The sequence below is a fragment of the Streptomyces sp. NBC_00259 genome (assembly GCF_036181745.1).
GTDB lineage: Bacteria > Actinomycetota > Actinomycetes > Streptomycetales > Streptomycetaceae > Streptomyces > Streptomyces pratisoli.
This window is the reverse complement of record NZ_CP108080.1, coordinates 3,922,254-3,938,274: the sequence shown is the minus strand read 5'-3', so window position 1 is coordinate 3,938,274 and position 16,021 is coordinate 3,922,254. Positions and strand designations below refer to the sequence as shown.

General features: G+C 67.2%; 15 protein-coding genes. 8 read left to right on the top strand and 7 right to left on the bottom strand.

Annotation, left to right across the window (positions count from 1 at the left end):
• The first annotated feature begins 85 nt into the window (after positions 1-85).
• Positions 86-1,552, top strand: a complete 1,467-nt coding sequence (locus OG766_RS17695) for a CCA tRNA nucleotidyltransferase (protein WP_328725741.1) — start codon at positions 86-88, stop codon at positions 1,550-1,552.
• Between the two features lie 96 nt (positions 1,553-1,648).
• Here the strand turns inward: OG766_RS17695 and OG766_RS17690 are convergent, their stop codons facing one another.
• The 3 genes from OG766_RS17690 to OG766_RS17680 form a co-directional block, all read right to left on the bottom strand.
• The gene (locus OG766_RS17690; RefSeq protein ID WP_266380273.1) at positions 1,649-2,917 is read right to left on the bottom strand and encodes an MFS transporter; all 1,269 of its coding nucleotides are present in this window, start codon (positions 2,915-2,917) and stop codon (positions 1,649-1,651) included.
• A 95-nt stretch (positions 2,918-3,012) separates the two neighbouring features.
• The gene (locus OG766_RS17685; RefSeq protein ID WP_266380271.1) at positions 3,013-4,095 is read right to left on the bottom strand and encodes an inositol-3-phosphate synthase; all 1,083 of its coding nucleotides are present in this window, start codon (positions 4,093-4,095) and stop codon (positions 3,013-3,015) included.
• 48 nt (positions 4,096-4,143) lie between these two features.
• A complete protein-coding gene (locus OG766_RS17680; RefSeq protein WP_266380268.1) occupies positions 4,144-4,863 on the bottom strand; it encodes a PadR family transcriptional regulator in 720 nt (239 codons plus the stop codon).
• A gap of 512 nt (positions 4,864-5,375) precedes the next feature.
• On the opposite strand from OG766_RS17680, the gene OG766_RS17675 reads away from it, so the two are divergent.
• From OG766_RS17675 to OG766_RS17665, 3 genes are all read left to right on the top strand, one after another.
• Positions 5,376-5,555 (top strand): hypothetical protein, encoded by a 180-nt coding sequence (locus tag OG766_RS17675; RefSeq protein WP_328727586.1) that lies wholly within the window; start codon positions 5,376-5,378, stop codon positions 5,553-5,555.
• Positions 5,552-7,948, top strand: a complete 2,397-nt coding sequence (locus OG766_RS17670) for a transglycosylase domain-containing protein (RefSeq protein WP_328727491.1) — start codon at positions 5,552-5,554, stop codon at positions 7,946-7,948. Before OG766_RS17675 ends, OG766_RS17670 begins: the two co-directional genes overlap by 4 nt.
• Positions 7,949-8,083: 135 nt before the next feature.
• Positions 8,084-9,577 carry a glycosyltransferase family 87 protein gene (locus OG766_RS17665; protein WP_266380261.1) on the top strand — a complete coding sequence of 498 codons (1,494 nt, stop codon included), beginning with the start codon at positions 8,084-8,086 and terminating at the stop codon, positions 9,575-9,577.
• Between the two features lie 79 nt (positions 9,578-9,656).
• Here OG766_RS17665 and OG766_RS17660 read toward each other — a convergent pair whose 3' ends face one another.
• The 3 genes from OG766_RS17660 to OG766_RS17650 form a co-directional block, all read right to left on the bottom strand.
• Positions 9,657-10,688 carry an alanine racemase gene (locus OG766_RS17660; protein ID WP_266380258.1) on the bottom strand — a complete coding sequence of 344 codons (1,032 nt, stop codon included), beginning with the start codon at positions 10,686-10,688 and terminating at the stop codon, positions 9,657-9,659.
• Between the two features lie 66 nt (positions 10,689-10,754).
• Complete coding sequence (locus OG766_RS17655) at positions 10,755-11,873, bottom strand: lipid II:glycine glycyltransferase FemX (RefSeq protein WP_266380256.1); 1,119 nt, start codon at positions 11,871-11,873, stop codon at positions 10,755-10,757.
• 135 nt (positions 11,874-12,008) lie between these two features.
• Positions 12,009-12,323, bottom strand: a complete 315-nt coding sequence (locus tag OG766_RS17650; RefSeq protein WP_266380254.1) for a hypothetical protein — start codon at positions 12,321-12,323, stop codon at positions 12,009-12,011.
• Positions 12,324-12,607: 284 nt separating this feature from the next.
• Between OG766_RS17650 and rpsF the strand changes: the two genes are divergently transcribed.
• From rpsF to rplI, 4 genes are all read left to right on the top strand, one after another.
• Positions 12,608-12,898, top strand: coding sequence for a 30S ribosomal protein S6 (rpsF, locus tag OG766_RS17645; protein ID WP_004950685.1), 291 nt, complete (start codon positions 12,608-12,610; stop codon positions 12,896-12,898).
• Positions 12,899-12,972: 74 nt separating this feature from the next.
• Positions 12,973-13,554 (top strand): single-stranded DNA-binding protein, encoded by a 582-nt coding sequence (locus tag OG766_RS17640; protein WP_266380252.1) that lies wholly within the window; start codon positions 12,973-12,975, stop codon positions 13,552-13,554.
• A gap of 73 nt (positions 13,555-13,627) precedes the next feature.
• The gene (gene rpsR, locus OG766_RS17635) at positions 13,628-13,864 is read left to right on the top strand and encodes a 30S ribosomal protein S18 (RefSeq protein WP_003956534.1); all 237 of its coding nucleotides are present in this window, start codon (positions 13,628-13,630) and stop codon (positions 13,862-13,864) included.
• Positions 13,865-13,881: 17 nt separating this feature from the next.
• Positions 13,882-14,328, top strand: coding sequence for a 50S ribosomal protein L9 (rplI, locus tag OG766_RS17630; RefSeq protein ID WP_266380249.1), 447 nt, complete (start codon positions 13,882-13,884; stop codon positions 14,326-14,328).
• A 118-nt stretch (positions 14,329-14,446) separates the two neighbouring features.
• Here the strand turns inward: rplI and OG766_RS17625 are convergent, their stop codons facing one another.
• Entirely contained in the window at positions 14,447-15,784 is a 1,338-nt protein-coding gene (locus OG766_RS17625; protein WP_328725740.1) for an MATE family efflux transporter, read from the bottom strand.
• Between the last annotated feature and the right edge of the window lie 237 nt (positions 15,785-16,021).

Below are 16,021 nucleotides of genomic sequence, written 5' to 3'. Positions count from 1 at the left end.
ACTGCTCCACATGATCGGAAGAGCGGCGAGGATCCGGGGGAAACGGGGAAGCTCCGGTCCCTGCGGCCACGTACCCTTTTCTGTTGTGCCGAACGCCAACGAAGACAACCTCACCGAACTGAGCCAGGTGCAGCGCCGCGCCGTGAGCGAGCTGCTGCGCGTGTCCCCGGTCGCCGACGATCTCGCTCGCCGATTCCAGCAGGCCGGGTTCAGCCTCGCGCTGGTCGGGGGCTCGGTACGGGACGCACTGCTCGGCCGGCTCGGTAATGATCTCGATTTCACCACCGATGCCCGCCCCGAGGACGTTCTGAAGATCGTCCGGCCATGGGCCGACTCCGTGTGGGAGGTCGGGATCGCGTTCGGCACGGTCGGCTGCCAGAAGGACGGCCGCGTCGGAGACGCTGTGCAGCGCTTTGAGATCGAGATCACGACGTACCGGTCCGAGGCCTATGACCGGACCTCGCGCAAGCCCGAGGTGTCCTACGGCGACTCGATCGAGGAAGACCTCGTCCGTCGTGACTTCACCGTGAACGCGATGGCTGTCGCGCTGCCGGAGAAGGAGTTCATCGACCCGCACGGAGGCCTGGAGGACCTTGCGGCACGGGTGCTGCGTACTCCCGGCACGCCGGAGGACTCGTTCTCGGACGACCCGCTGCGCATGCTGCGGGCTGCGCGTTTCGCCGCTCAGCTCGACTTCGAGGTGGCTCCTGAGGTCATCGGCGCGATGACGGACATGGCCGACCGGATCGAGATCGTGTCCGCGGAGCGGATCCGTGACGAGTTCAACAAGCTGATCCTCTCCCCGCATCCGCGGAAGGGACTGGCCCTGCTCGTCGACACCGGTCTTGCCGCACACTTCGTCCCCGAACTGCCGGCGCTCCGCCTGGAGAGCGATGAGCATCACCGGCACAAGGATGTGTACGAGCACTCACTGACCGTGTTGGAGCAGGCCATTGATCTGGAGGAGAACGGGCCGGACCTCGTACTGCGTCTCGCCGCACTCCTCCATGACATCGGCAAGCCGAGGACGCGGCGTTTCGAGACGGATGGCCGTGTCTCGTTCCATCATCACGAGGTGGTGGGCGCCAAGATGACCAAGAAGCGACTGACGGCGCTCAAGTACTCGAATGACATGGTCAAGGACATCGGGCGGCTCGTGGAACTGCATCTGCGCTTCCATGGGTACGGCACCGGCGAGTGGACCGATTCCGCCGTGCGGCGCTATGTGCGGGACGCGGGCCCTCTGCTGGAGCGGCTGCACAAGCTGACTCGCTCGGACTGCACCACCCGCAACAAGCGGAAGGCGAGTGCCTTGTCGCGCGCCTACGACGGCCTTGAGGAACGCATCGCCCAGCTCAAGGAACAGGAAGAGCTGGACTCGATCCGCCCGGACCTGGACGGAAACCAGATCATGGAGGTCCTGGGGGTGGGTCCTGGTCCGGTGGTCGGCAAGGCGTATGGGTTCCTGCTGGAGCTGCGTCTGGAGAACGGACCGATGGATCACGACGACGCGGTCTCTGCCCTCAAGGAGTGGTGGGCGGCTCAGGGCTGAATCGAGCAGCGGGGTCATGTTTCACGTGAAACATGACCCCGTTTCCATGAGCGGTGACGGTGGCGCGGCGATGTTTCACGTGAAACACCGCCACCGTCAGGGGCTGACTCCCCTGCGCCGCCAATGGAGAAGTGCTGCAGCGGTGAGCCCGTAGAGCACGGCGATCATGAGGACCAACGGAGCGGAGCGTCCGTCCGGGGGCAGGATCAGTGCGGTGACACCTGCAGCGCCGACGAAGGCGACGTTGAAGAGCATGTCGTACAGAGAGAACACCCGGCCTCGGAATGCGTCGTCAATGGATGTCTGCACGACCGTGTCCGTGGTGATCTTGGCTCCCTGTGTGATGAAGCCCAGGACGAACGCGGCGATGAGGATCGGAACCGCGGCGAAGGTCAGCCCCAGGACGGGTTCGAGGACGGCTGCCACCCCGGCGCAGGTGGCCATCCAGCCGTACTGGCCGAGCCTTCCGACCGCCCAGGGAGTGACGACGGCCGCGGCGAAGAACCCGGCCCCGGATACGCCCACCGCCAGACCGAGAAGCCTCAGGCCTTCCGCCTCCGTATCCGACCAGGCGTACCGACAGAGCATCAGGACCATCACCGTCAGCCCGCCGTAGCAGAAGCGCAGCACCGTCATCGCGCCAAGCGCCTGGACGGCGGTGCGTCGTTCTGTCAGATGGCGCAGTCCATCCACGAGGCCGTGAGCCGTCGAGGTCAGCGCCGCGATCAGCCGTGGCTGCACCAGCTCCGGATCGGGGCCGAGCAGCTCCCGCCCCATGCTCAGCGACGACAGAGCGGCACACAGATAGAGCGTGGCGCCCAGCAGGACCACCACTGCATCCGAATCCGGGCCGGCCAGTCGTACGGCGAAGGCGAGTCCGCCTCCCGCCGTGGCGGCGAGCGTGCCCGCCGTCGGGGAGAGGGAGTTGGCCATGACGAGCCGCTCATCGTCGACGACGCGAGGAAGCGCGGCGGAGAGCCCCGCGAGGATGAAGCGATTGACGGCCATGACGCACAACGCGGAGGCGTAGAAGAGCCAGTCCGGTGCCGAGCCGAGGATCAGCACGGCGGTGCTACACGCCAGAACGGCCCGCAGCAGATTCCCGTAGAGGAAGACCTGGCGCCGTCGCCAGCGGTCCAGGAGGACGCCGGCGAAAGGGCCGACGAGGGAGTAGGGCAGAAGCAGCACCGCCATGGCGGAGGCGATCGCGCCGGGGGAGGTCTGGTTCTCCGGGGAGAAGACGACGTACGTGGCGAGCGCGACCTGGTACACGCCGTCCGCCGACTGTGAGAGCAGCCGTACGGTGAGCAGCCGGCGGAAATTCGTCAGGCGCAGGAGTACGCGCAGATCACGTACGACAGGCATGTGCGCAAGCGTCACACACGATGAGGGTCCCCGGGCAGATGCCACGGGGACCCTCATCAGTCAGGAGCGCGCGGAACGCGCTGCCCTGTGCCGAGTCAGCGCTCGACCTCGCCCTTGATGAACTTCTCGACGCTCTCGCGGGCCGCGTCGTCGAAGTACTGGACCGGCGGGGACTTCATGAAGTACGAGGACGCGGAGAGGATCGGGCCGCCGATGCCGCGGTCCTTGGCGATCTTCGCGGCGCGCAGCGCGTCGATGATGACACCCGCGGAGTTCGGGGAGTCCCAGACCTCGAGCTTGTACTCCAGGTTCAGCGGGACGTCACCGAAGGCGCGGCCCTCCAGGCGGACGTACGCCCACTTGCGGTCGTCCAGCCAAGCCACGTAGTCGGACGGGCCGATGTGGACGTTCTTCTCGCCGAGCTCCCGGTCGGGGATCTGGGAGGTGACGGCCTGCGTCTTGGAGATCTTCTTGGACTCCAGGCGCTCGCGCTCGAGCATGTTCTTGAAGTCCATGTTGCCGCCGACGTTCAGCTGCATCGTACGGTCCAGGATGACGCCCCGGTCCTCGAACAGCTTGGCCATCACACGGTGCGTGATGGTGGCGCCGACCTGCGACTTGATGTCGTCACCGACGATCGGGACACCGGCCTCGGTGAACTTGTCCGCCCACTCCTTGGTGCCGGCGATGAACACCGGAAGGGCGTTGACGAAGGCGACCTTGGCGTCGATGGCGCACTGCGCGTAGAACTTCGCGGCGTGCTCGGAGCCCACCGGCAGGTAGCAGACGAGGACGTCGACCTGCTTGTCCTTGAGGATCTGGACGATGTCGACCGGAGCCTCGGCGGACTCCTCGATGGTCTCGCGGTAGTACTTGCCGAGACCGTCGAGGGTGTGGCCCCGCTGGACCTTCACGCCCGTGGACGGCACGTCGCAGATCTTGATGGTGTTGTTCTCGCTGGCACCGATGGCGTCCGCGAGGTCGAGGCCGACCTTCTTCGCGTCCACATCGAAGGCGGCGACGAACTCGACGTCACGGACGTGGTAGTCGCCGAACTGGACGTGCATCAGACCCGGCACCTTGGCGGCCGGGTCGGCGTCCTTGTAGTACTCGACGCCCTGCACCAGCGAGGCGGCGCAGTTGCCCACGCCGACGATGGCTACGCGAACCGAACCCATTCCGGTTGCTCCCTGTGTGTTCTCGAGACCCTGCATGGACGCGGGGCCTCAGTTGGTGGTGTCTTCGGACGGATCCGGCGGATTGGGGCGCCCGGAAGCGCTCCCCTCGGGGGGCATTGCGCCCCGGTGCCGGGGCAGGCCGCCCGTCTCTCCAGATGTGTTGTCCTGCCGAGCGGCTTCCCCGGGAGCGGAGGATCGTCGCTGATCCCGCCCCGCCCGCTCGCTCTCGATGAGCTCGTTCAGCCAGCGCACTTCGCGCTCCACGGACTCCATTCCGTGCCGCTGCAGCTCAAGCGTGTAGTCGTCGAGGCGCTCACGTGTCCGGGCGAGGGAGGCGCGCATCTTCTCCAGACGCTCCTCCAGCCGGCTGCGCCGGCCTTCCAGCACCCGCATCCGCACCTCGCGCTCCGTCTGTCCGAAGAAGGCGAAGCGGGCCGCGAAGTGCTCGTCCTCCCAGGTGTCGGGGCCGGTGTGGGACAGGAGCTCCTCGAAGTGCTCCTTACCTTCCGCCGTCAACCGGTACACGATCTTGGCCCGGCGCCCCGCGAGCGAGGCGGCAAGGGCGTCCTCGGGAGCGCTGCCCGGCTCCTCGATCAACCAGCCGTTGGCGACCAGCGTCTTGAGGCAGGGGTAGAGGGTCCCGTAACTGAAGGCCCGGAAGATCCCCAACGAGGTATTGAGCCGCTTGCGCAGCTCGTAGCCGTGCATCGGGGCCTCACGGAGCAGGCCGAGAACGGCGAACTCGAGGATGCCGGAACGTCGGCTCATCGGTCGCCTCCTCTGCCTTCTCTGACTCTTATGCCGTGCTGATGTATCGACTCGATACATCCAGACGATAGAACCACACTTCTGCCGCGACAAGGGGAGTCATAGTGACCGGCGTCACATCGCCAATTCGCAGTAATCAAGTTGCCTGATTTGGGGTGAATTCGCCCCCTGGGTGGTTTTTGGCCATGCGTAGTCTGTGCGGCATGCAGACCACCGGGAACCGTGTGACACCAGGGAGCGTCCTCGTCCTGGATGCATCACGGATGAGCCCTTCGCAGGGCTGGTCCGTATTCATTTCGGGGGGACCGGATCTCAGCTGCCGCTTCCAGGCGTTCGCGCCTGCCCGAGGAGTAGTCGTTCGATGAGCGAGCACCGTCGCAAACCGCCGCAGCCCGAGGGCGGCGGACGTGCCGCGGCCCGACGCGCCGCCCAGCAGCCTTCGCCTGGCCGCCGTGGCGCCCGGGGCGCAAGCACCGGCTCCCCCTCCGCCGCGTACGGGGAGGAGCGAGCGTATGGAGGTCGGGCCGAGGCCCGGCGAGCCGCCCAGCGTGGCGGTGGTCGTAGAAGGGCCGCCGAAGGGGCCGGCGCGGGCCATGGCGGCCACGGCGGCCATGGTGGTGGCCGGCGCGGTGGCGGCGGACCTGGAGGTCCGGGCCGCGGCCGGGGTGGCAGCCCCGGCAAGAAGCGCCTGATCGACTATCCCCGGCACGACAAGTACGGGTGGCGGCGCTGGGTGCCGTCCTGGAAACTCGCGACCGGGCTGTGCCTCGCCTTCCTCGGCAGTCTCATGACCGCCGGGACCATCGCGTACGCGATGGTGGGCATCCCGGATCAGGACAAGGCGGCCGCGGCGCAGAACAACGTCTACTACTACGAGGACGGGTCCCAGCTGGCCGCCACCGGTGGTGAGGTCAACCGTCAGATCATCTCGATCGACAGCATCCCCGCCGACATGCAGGACGCGGTGATCTCGGCCGAGAACAAGACCTTCCAGAACGACAAGGGCATCGACCCGATGGGCATCGGCCGCGCCCTCTTCAACATGGCCATGGGCGAGCAGACCCAGGGTGGCTCGACCATCACGCAGCAGTACGTGAAGAACGCCATGCTGGGCGACCAGTCCCAGACCTTGAGCCGTAAGTTCAAGGAACTGTTCATCTCCATGAAGGTCGGCACGGAGATGGAGAAGCCCGAGATCATGGAGGGCTACCTCAACACCTCCTACTACGGGCGGGGCGCCTACGGGATCCAGGCCGCGGCCCGTACGTACTACAGCAAGGACGCCAAGAATCTCACCGCGAGTGAGTGCGCGTTCCTCGCCTCGCTCCTCAAGGGTGCGACGTACTACGACCCGGCCGGTGCGGCGGACATCGACCCCAAGGCCAACGCGAGGGACAACACGGAGCGCGCCACCAAGCGCTGGAAGTGGATCCTCGGCGAGATGCTCAAGGACGGCCACCTCGACGCTGCGGAGCACGCGGAGGCCATCAAGAAGTTCCCGATGCCCCTCAAGCCGAGGAAGGACGCGCAGCTCGGCGGCCAGACGGGTTACCTGGTCGACCTCGCCAAGGCCTACTTCATCTCCAACAACGACGGGGGCGTCACCGCGGAGGAGCTTGCCAAGGGCGGCTACGAGATCCACACGACCTTCAACAAGGCCAAGGTCAAGCAGCTCGAGGACGCGGTCAAGAAGGTCCGCAAGGAGAACATCGACCCGAAGAAGCGCCCGGAGAAGGACACCCACGTCCAGTTCGGCGGCGCCTCGGTGGAGCCGAAGACGGGGAAGATCGTCGCCATCTACGGCGGCGAGGACGCGACCAAGCACTTCACCAACAACGCGAACCAGACCGGTGCCCAGGTCGGATCGACCTTCAAGCCCTTCGTCCTGGCCGCCGCGATGGAGATCGGTGTCCGGGATCCGTCACTGGGCCCGGACCAGGGGCCGGACAGCCGTACCCGCGTCGATCCCGACAAGAGCAAGTACAACGGCGCCAACAAGCTCAAGATCAAGAACTATGACGGAACCACCTGGGAGAACGAGAAGGGTGAGCAGTGGCTCCAGACCAATGACGGTGGGGAGTCGTACAAGGACATCACCCTGCGCGACGCCATGGTTCGCTCGGCCAACTCGCCCTTCGCCCAACTGGGTATGGACATCGGCATCGAGAACGTACGGACGACGGCGATCAGGGCCGGCCTGTTGAAGGACAGCCTGGTCGATGGCGAGGTCCCGTCCTTCTCGCTCGGTATCTCCGACCCCAGCGCCATCCGCATGGCGGGCGCGTACGGGACCTTCGCCGCGGAAGGCAAGCAGAGCGATCCCTACTCCGTGACCAAGGTCGAGAAGGGGGGGGAGGTCATCTATGAGCACGAAGCCGCCACGAAGCAGGCCTTCTCGTCCGCCATCGCGAGCAATGTGACGGACGTGCTGGTGGATGTCGTCGAGGACGGCACCGGCAGCAACGCCAAGCTGCCCGGCCGCAAGGTCGCGGGCAAGACCGGTACCACCGACGGCAACAAGTCCGCCTGGTTCGTGGGCTACACGCCGCAGCTGTCGACCGCGATCGACATGTACCGCTTGGACGACGACGAGGGGAACAAGGACCGCAAGTTCCTGGAGATGTTCGGGACGGGTGGTCAGGAAAAGATCCACGGTGCGTCGTTCCCGTCGGAGATCTTCAAGGACTACATGACGGCGGCACTCAAGGGTGAGGAAGCGGTTCCGTTCCCCGAGCCCGAGCCCCTGGACGCCGAGGCGGTCATCGGAGGCGGTCTGCCCACCCCGGCACCCACGCCCTCCGACACGCCCTCTCCGACGCCGTCCCAGACGCCGTCCCAGACCCCGTCGCAGACCCCGTCCCAGTCGCCCGACCCCAGCCAGTCCTGCGACCGGTTCGACTGGACCTGTGACCCGACGGCCGGCCAGGACGTCGGCGGCGCCAATTCCGGCACCGACGCGGGCACCACCGACGGAGGAGCCACGGACGGCGGTGCCACCAACAGTCCGTCACCATCCGCGGGCGCCAACGGCACCCAAGGCAACGGCAACGACGGCGGCGGCTGGCTGGGAGGCGCCGACAGCTGACGGCTCGCCCCCTGGGAGGGCGTGACGAGGGCCGCGGTACCGGAACGATTCCGGCGCCGCGGCCCTCGTCGTTGTCCACAGGCCGTTGTCCACAGGACGCACGCGTCCACAGCCGCGTACGGCAGGATGTGGTCCATGCCGAGCCCAGAGAAGACGATCGTGCAGCAGGACCAGCCGCTGGTGCGTCCCACGCAGCGGGACGAGGTCGCGGCGGCCGGCAGCGAGCTGATCGGCGGCCCCATGGGCCGCTGGGCGTGGGTCGGCAGCAGCTGGCTCACGCCGGTGAGGGTGATCTCCCTGGTGGCGATCGGGATGTTCGCGCTCGGCATGGTGCAGAAGATCCCCTGCTACGACTGGGCCTGGTTCCGTGGCACCAGTTCGCAGTACACCCACGCCTGCTATTCCGACATTCCGCATCTGTTCCTGGGACGGGGCTTCGCGGACGGTCTGGTGCCGTACTTCGACCGGCTGAACGGCGACATGGAGTACCTCGAGTACCCCGTGCTGACTGGGCTGTTCATGCAGGTGGCGGCCTGGCTGACACCGGGCGACGGCTCGCTCCAGCACCGTGAGCAGATCTACTGGATGGTCAACGCGGGCATGCTGATGATCTGCACCGCGATCATCGCCGTCTGTGTCGCGCGGACGCATCGCCGCAGGCCCTGGGACGCGCTGCTGGTGGCCCTCGCGCCCGCGTTCGCCCTCACCGCCACGATCAACTGGGATCTGCTGGCGATCGCCCTCACAGCGGCGGCCATGCTGATGTGGTCGCGTGGGCGCGCTCTCGCCTTCGGCATCCTCATCGGGCTTGCCACGGCCGCCAAGCTGTATCCGGTGCTGCTGCTCGGACCTCTGCTGGTGCTCTGCTGGCGGGCGGGCAGGTACCGCGAGTACGGGGCGGCCTTCCTGGGTGCGGCGGCCTCCTGGCTGATCGTGAACCTGCCGGTGATGCTGCTGGCGCCCGAGGGATGGAAGAAGTTCTACACCTTCAGCCAGGAGCGGCAGGTCGACTTCGGTTCGTTCTGGCTGATCATCACGCAGCGCACGGGCGAGTCGATCGACGTCGACACGGTCAACACCTACGCGACGCTGCTGATGCTCCTCTCGTGCGCCGGCATCGCGGCGCTCGCCCTGACCGCGCCGCGCCGGCCCCGGTTCGCACAGCTCGCGTTCCTGGTCGTGGCGGCGTTCATCCTCACCAACAAGGTCTACTCGCCGCAGTACGTGCTGTGGCTGATCCCCCTCGCCGCGCTCGCCAGGCCGCGCTGGAGGGACTTCCTGATCTGGCAGGCCTGCGAGGTCATGTACTTCCTGGGCATCTGGATGTACCTCGCGTACACCACGAGCGGGGACAAGCACCAGGGCCTGCCGCCGGAGGGCTACCAGCTGGCGATCGCACTGCATCTGCTGGGGACGCTCTACCTGTGCGCGGTGGTCGTCCGGGACATCCTGATGCCGGAGCGTGACCCCGTACGACAGGACGGGTCGGACGACCCCTCCGGTGGGGTCCTGGACAGGGCGCAGGACGTCTTCGTACTCGGCCAGGCGGCCCGCCCACCGCGGCACGCGGCGCACGCGGTGGAGGGGCCGAGGGTGGAGTGGGGGATGACCGGCTCAGCAGGCCACTAGACGGGCCCAGGAACGGCCCTGGCGGGGCTGTACGGGCTTTCCGCGGGATTCCGGGCCCTCCGGGGGGCCCGGATGGGGCCTAGCGGTCGACCAGGCGGTCGAACTGCGTCGTCGTGTGGCGCAGGTGCGCCACCAGCTCGTCGCCGACCTTCGGCTCCTGCGAGTCCGAGGGGACGAAGAGGATCGAGACCTGCATGTGCGGCGGCTCGGCGAACCAGCGCTGCTTGCCGGCCCAGACGAACGGGGACAGGTTGCGGTTGACGGTGGCCAGTCCCGCGCGGGCGACGCCCTTGGCGCGCGGCATGACGCCGTGCAGAGCCTTCGGCGCCTCCAGACCGACTCCGTGGGAGGTACCGCCGGCGACGACCACCAGCCAGCCGTCCGAGGCGGCCTTCTGCTGGCGGTAGCCGAAGCGGTCGCCCTTGGCGACGCGGGTGACATCGAGGACCGAGCCGCGGTACTCGGTCGCCTCGTGGTCGCCGAGCCACAGCCGCGTGCCGATCCGCGCGCGGAAGCGGGTCTGCGGGAACTGCTGCTGCAAGCGGGCGAGTTCCTCGGCCCGCAGATGGCTCACAAACATGGTGTGCAGGGGCAGCCGGGCGGCGCGCAGGCGGTCCATCCAGCCGATGACCTCCTCGACCGCGTCGGAGCCGTCCGTACGGTCAAGGGGCAGATGGAGGGCAAAGCCTTCGAGCCGCACGTCCTCGATCGCCGCGTGCAACTGGCCCAGGTCCTGCTCGGAGATGCCGTGCCGCTTCATGGAGCTCATGCACTCGATCACGACCCGGGCGCCGACCAGGGCGTGCACCCCGTCGACCGACGAGACCGAGCGGATGACTCTGTCCGGCAGCGGAACCGGCTCCTCACCCCTGCGGAACGGGGTGAGGACAAGAAGGTCGCCGCTGAACCAGTCCTTGATCCGGGCGGCTTCGTAGGTCGTGCCGACCGCGAGCATGTCCGAGCCGAAACGGATCGTTTCCTCGGCGAGCCGCTCATGGCCGAAGCCGTAGCCATTGCCCTTGCAGACCGGGACCAGGCCCGGGAACTGGTCGAGCACGGACTTCTGATGCGCCCGCCAGCGTGCGGTGTCGACGTAGAGGGAGAGCGCCATGGCCGTGACCCGGAACCTTTCTGGTGGCAGCGGTGTATCAGAGATATGAGCGAGGTTACGGAAAGATCAGCGGCGCGACATGTAGATGTCGAGAGCCTTGTGCAGCAGCTTGTTGAGCGGGAAGTCCCACTCGCCGACGTACTCGACGGCTTCGCCGCCGGTGCCCACCTTGAACTGGATCAGGCCGAAGAGGTGGTCGGTCTCGTCGAGCGAGTCGCTGATGCCGCGCAGGTCGTAGACCGTGGCGCCCATGGCGTAGGCGTCGCGCAGCATCCGCCACTGCATCGCGTTCGAGGGCCGGACCTCGCGTCCGACGTTGTCGGAGGCGCCGTACGAGTACCAGACGTGGCCACCGACGACGAGCATGGTCGCCGCCGACAGGTTCACCCCGTTGTGCCGCGCGAAGTACAGGCGCATGCGGTTCGGGTCCTCGCTGTTCAGCACCGTCCACATGCGCTGGAAGTACGAGAGCGGGCGGGGCCGGAAGCGGTCGCGCTCGGCCGTGATCTCGTACAGCCGCTGCCACTCGGCGAGGTCGTCGTAGCCGCCCTGGACGACCTCGACGCCGGCCTTCTCGGCCTTCTTGATGTTCCGCCGCCACAGCTGGTTGAAGCCCTTGAGGACATCGTCGAGCGACCGGTTGGCCAGAGGCACCTGGTAGACGTACCGGGGCTGCACGTCACCGAAGCCGGCGCCACCGTCCTCGCCCTGCTGCCAGCCCATCTTGCGCAGCCGGTCCGCCACCTCGAAGGCGCGCGGCTCGATGTGGGTGGCCTCGACGTCGCGCAGACGCTTCACGTCCGGATCCTGGATACCGGCCTTGATCGCCGGGGCGTCCCAGCGGCGGATCACGACCGGCGGGCCCATCTTCACGGAGAAGGCACCCTGGTGCTTCAGGTGCGCCAGCATCGGCTGCAGCCAGTCGTCCAGGTTCGGGGCGTACCAGTTGATCACCGGGCCCTCGGGCAGATACGCCAGGTAACGCTTGATCTTGGGCAGCTGCCGGTACAGGACGAGACCGACTCCGACGAGCTCGCCGCTCTTGTCGAACCAGCCGAGGCTCTCGGAGCGCCACTCGGTCTTGACGTCCGCCCATGCCGGGACCTGGCAGTGACTCGCCGCGGGCAGGGTCTGGATGTATGCCAGATGCTGCTCTCGGCTGATGGTCCTCAGGGTCAGGCTCATGCGGGGCGCTCCTCGGCTGGTGTGTCCCCATGGGTCAGGGGCTCCGGCTCTCGCGCCGAAGCCTACTGGGCCTGGGCACCACCTTCTGGAGGGATGCCCCAGACCCCTGGCCCCGCATGGCCGTCGAACAGCGGGCTAGTAGCTGATCAGGCCACCGAAGAGTCCGCCGTGCGCCATTCCGAGGAAGAAACCGAAGGCCGAGGCGCCGAGCCCGATGATCAGAAGGAAGCGTTCGCGGGTCGTGGCCGAGATGAACTGGCCGTATGCACCCGTGCCGATCCCGATCAGCCCGGACCAGGAGCTGAGCAGATGGAGGTTGTCGAACTGCGCCGTCACGAAGGCCACCGCACCCAGGACCAGGGTCACGACCATCAGAGTGTCCTGGAGCGGATGCGGCTTGCCGTCCGTGGCGAGGAGAGAGCCGGTGGGGTTGGGTTGCGTCTGTGCCATGAAGAGCCTCCCTGGCATTCCCGGAAGGCGGCGCACTGTGACGCCGCCCACACCCGATGTGTACAGGGTGGGGGCACTGGAGGCCGGATTTCAACCGGAAGCGGGTCTGCGGGTACTCTGTACGGTCTGCACCGGTGTCTGCCCAGGCCAGCAGTCGGATCCTCGCTCGTCGAGGCCGATTGTCAGTGGCGCCTGATTTACTCGTAGACATCGATGCTCACGCATCACGACCCTCCTGCCACGGAACGACCGTGGCCGCTGAGTCCAAAGGAGGTGGGTTCCACATGCGTCACTACGAGGTGATGGTCATCCTCGACCCCGATCTCGAGGAGCGCGCTGTCTCCCCGCTGATCGAGAACTTCCTCTCCGTCGTCCGTGAGGGCAACGGAAAGGTGGAGAAGGTCGACACCTGGGGCCGTCGTCGTCTCGCTTACGAGATCAAGAAGAAGCCCGAGGGCATCTACTCGGTCATCGACCTGCAGGCCGAGCCTGCGGTCGTCAAGGAGCTCGACCGCCAGATGAACCTGAACGAGTCGGTCCTCCGGACCAAGGTCCTCCGTCCCGAGACCCACTGAGCGCCTAGCTCAGAGGTCATCGGGTTCGAGTAGCAGCAAGCAGCCAGAAGCAATCCCCGCCGAGAGGTTCACCCATGGCAGGCGAGACCGTCATCACGGTCGTCGGCAATCTCGTCGACGACCCCGAGCTGCGCTTCACCCCGTCCGGTGCGGCGGTCGCGAAGTTCCGTGTCGCGTCCACCCCCCGCACCTTCGATCGTCAGACCAATGAGTGGAAGGACGGCGAGAGCCTCTTCCTCACCTGCTCGGTCTGGCGTCAGGCGGCGGAGAACGTCGCCGAGTCGCTCCAGCGAGGCATGCGCGTCGTCGTGCAGGGCCGGCTGAAGCAGCGGTCCTATGAGGACCGCGAGGGCGTCAAGCGCACGGTCTACGAGCTGGACGTCGAGGAAGTCGGCCCCAGCCTCAAGAACGCCACGGCCAAGGTCACCAAGACCACGGGTCGCGGTGGCCAGGGCGGCTATGGCGGCGGCCAGCAGGGCGGCGGCAACTGGGGCGGCGGTCCCAGTGGTGCCCAGCAGGGTGGCGGCGGTGCTCCCGCCGACGACCCCTGGGCCACCAGCGCGCCGGCCGGCGGTCAGCAGCAGCAGAGCGGCGGCAGCGGTGGCGGCTGGGGCGGAAGCTCCGGCGGCGGCTACTCGGACGAGCCCCCCTTCTAGGGACAGGTCCCACAAGGATCCGTTCTCAGGGGCAGCTCGTACCCCCACTTCTTGATCACACAGGAGATACACCATGGCGAAGCCGCCTGTGCGCAAGCCGAAGAAGAAGGTCTGCGCATTCTGCAAGGACAAGACCGTATACGTGGACTACAAGGACACGAACATGCTGCGGAAGTTCATTTCCGACCGCGGCAAGATCCGTGCCCGTCGCGTGACCGGCAACTGCACGCAGCACCAGCGTGACGTCGCCACGGCCGTCAAGAACAGCCGTGAGATGGCGCTGCTGCCCTACACGTCCACCGCGCGCTAAGAGAGGGTGACCGAAACATGAAGATCATCCTCACTCACGAGGTGTCCGGCCTCGGCGCTGCCGGCGACGTCGTCGACGTCAAGGACGGCTACGCTCGCAACTACCTGGTCCCGCGCGGTTTCGCGATCCGCTGGACCAAGGGTGGCGAGAAGGACGTCGAGCAGATCCGCCGTGCCCGCAAGATCCACGAGATCGCGACGATCGAGCAGGCCAACGAGATCAAGGCCAAGCTCGAGGGCGTGAAGGTGCGTCTGGCTGTTCGCTCCGGCGACGCCGGCCGCCTCTTCGGCTCCGTCACCCCGGGCGACATCGCTTCGGCGATCAAGTCCGCCGGTGGTCCGGAGGTCGACAAGCGCCGCGTTGAGCTCGGTTCGCCGATCAAGACCCTGGGCTCGCACCAGGTGTCCGTGCGTCTGCACCCCGAGGTCGCCGCGAAGCTCGGCGTCGAGGTCATCGCCGCCTGAGCGAGCGCTCGCAGAGCAGTATGAGAGGGCCGCACCCCGCCGGGTGCGGCCCTCTCGCTGTTTCACGTGAAACGGGCAGGGAGGACCAAGCCGCTGTTTCACGTGAAACAGCGGCTTGTCAGCGGGTCGCTCCTGTGACGATCCAACGGCCGGAACGGGTGCGAAGCCACAGGGTCGCCATGCGGACGGTCATCATCAGTGCCATCGCCCACCACAGGGCGGTGAGCCCGCCACCGAGGGTGGGCACGAGCAGTGCGACGGGAGCGAACACCACGAGGGTCGCCAGCATGGCGCCGGCCAGATAGGGCCCGTCGCCGGCGCCCATCAGGACGCCGTCCAGAACAAAGACCACACCGGCGACCGGCTGGGAGAGCGCCACGACCAGGAGGGCCGGAAGCAGCGTGTCCTGGACCGCTGGGTCGGCGGTGAACAGGGGAATGAAGAGCGGACGGGCGACCACGATCAGAGCTCCGAGCACGATGCCCGAGACGATGCCCCACTGAACCATCCGGCGGCAGGCGTCCCTCGCCCCCTCGGCATCGTCCGCCCCCAGGTAGCGTCCGATGATCGCCTGGCCGGCGATGGCGATCGCGTCCAACGCGAAGGCCATCAAGCTCCAGAGAGCGAGGATGATCTGGTGGGCGGCGATATCGGTGTCGCCCATGCGGGCAGCAACGGCGGTGGCGATCATCAGAACGGCGCGCAGGGAGAGCGTACGAACGAGCAGGGGGACGCCTGCCTGAGCACTGGCCCGTATGCCCACGGCGTCCGGGCGCAGGGAGGCGCCGTGGCGACGTGCTCCGCGGACGACCACCACGAGATAGGCGGCGGCCATACCGCACTGGGCGATGACGGTGCCCCAGGCGGAGCCTGCGATGCCGAGGCCGAGACCATAGACGAGCCCGGCGTTGAGCGCAGCGTTGGCGGTGAAGCCGCCGATGGCGACGTACAGGGGAGTGCGGGTGTTCTGGAGGCCGCGCAGTACGCCGGTGGCGGCCATGACGATGAGCATCGCGGGGATGCCGAGGCTGGAGATGCGCAGATAGGTGATGGCGTACGGGGCGGCCGTATCGGAGGTTCCGAAGATGTCGACCAGCCATGGCGCTGTGGGCATGGTGACCGCGACGACTGCCACGCCGAGCAGCAGGGCGAGCCAGATGCCGTCCATGCCCTGGCGGATGGCGGCGCTCAGATCGCCGGCTCCCACGCGGCGGGCGACTGCGGCGGTGGTGGCATAGGCGAGAAAGACGAAGACGCTGACGGCCGTCATCAGCAGGGCGGCAGCGACCCCCAGCCCAGCGAGCTGTGGAGTGCCAAGATGGCCGACAATCGCGCTGTCGACCATCACGAAGAGCGGCTCGGCCACGAGGGCTCCGAAGGCGGGGACGGCGAGCGTGATGATCTCTCGATCGTGTCGTCGTCGGCTGGTCCTGGGTGCCGCGGGGGCCTGTGTCATGCGCTCAATCTAATCTTCCACAGGTAAGAGATGCAAAGCGTCTCTGATCCTTACCCGATGGTGGGGCGGGGCTTCTGGTGTGCGCCGTTTGTTCTGATCTTGATCCGGTCGGGAAAGTTTTTCTCCCCCACAGCCGGTGGATGGAAAAGTTGCAGGTCAGGATAGGTGCGGGAGGTCGTCTATGACTTTGTCCACAGTGCTGTCCCCCGGTCCGTGCACAGGTTCCGCCGGGTTCTC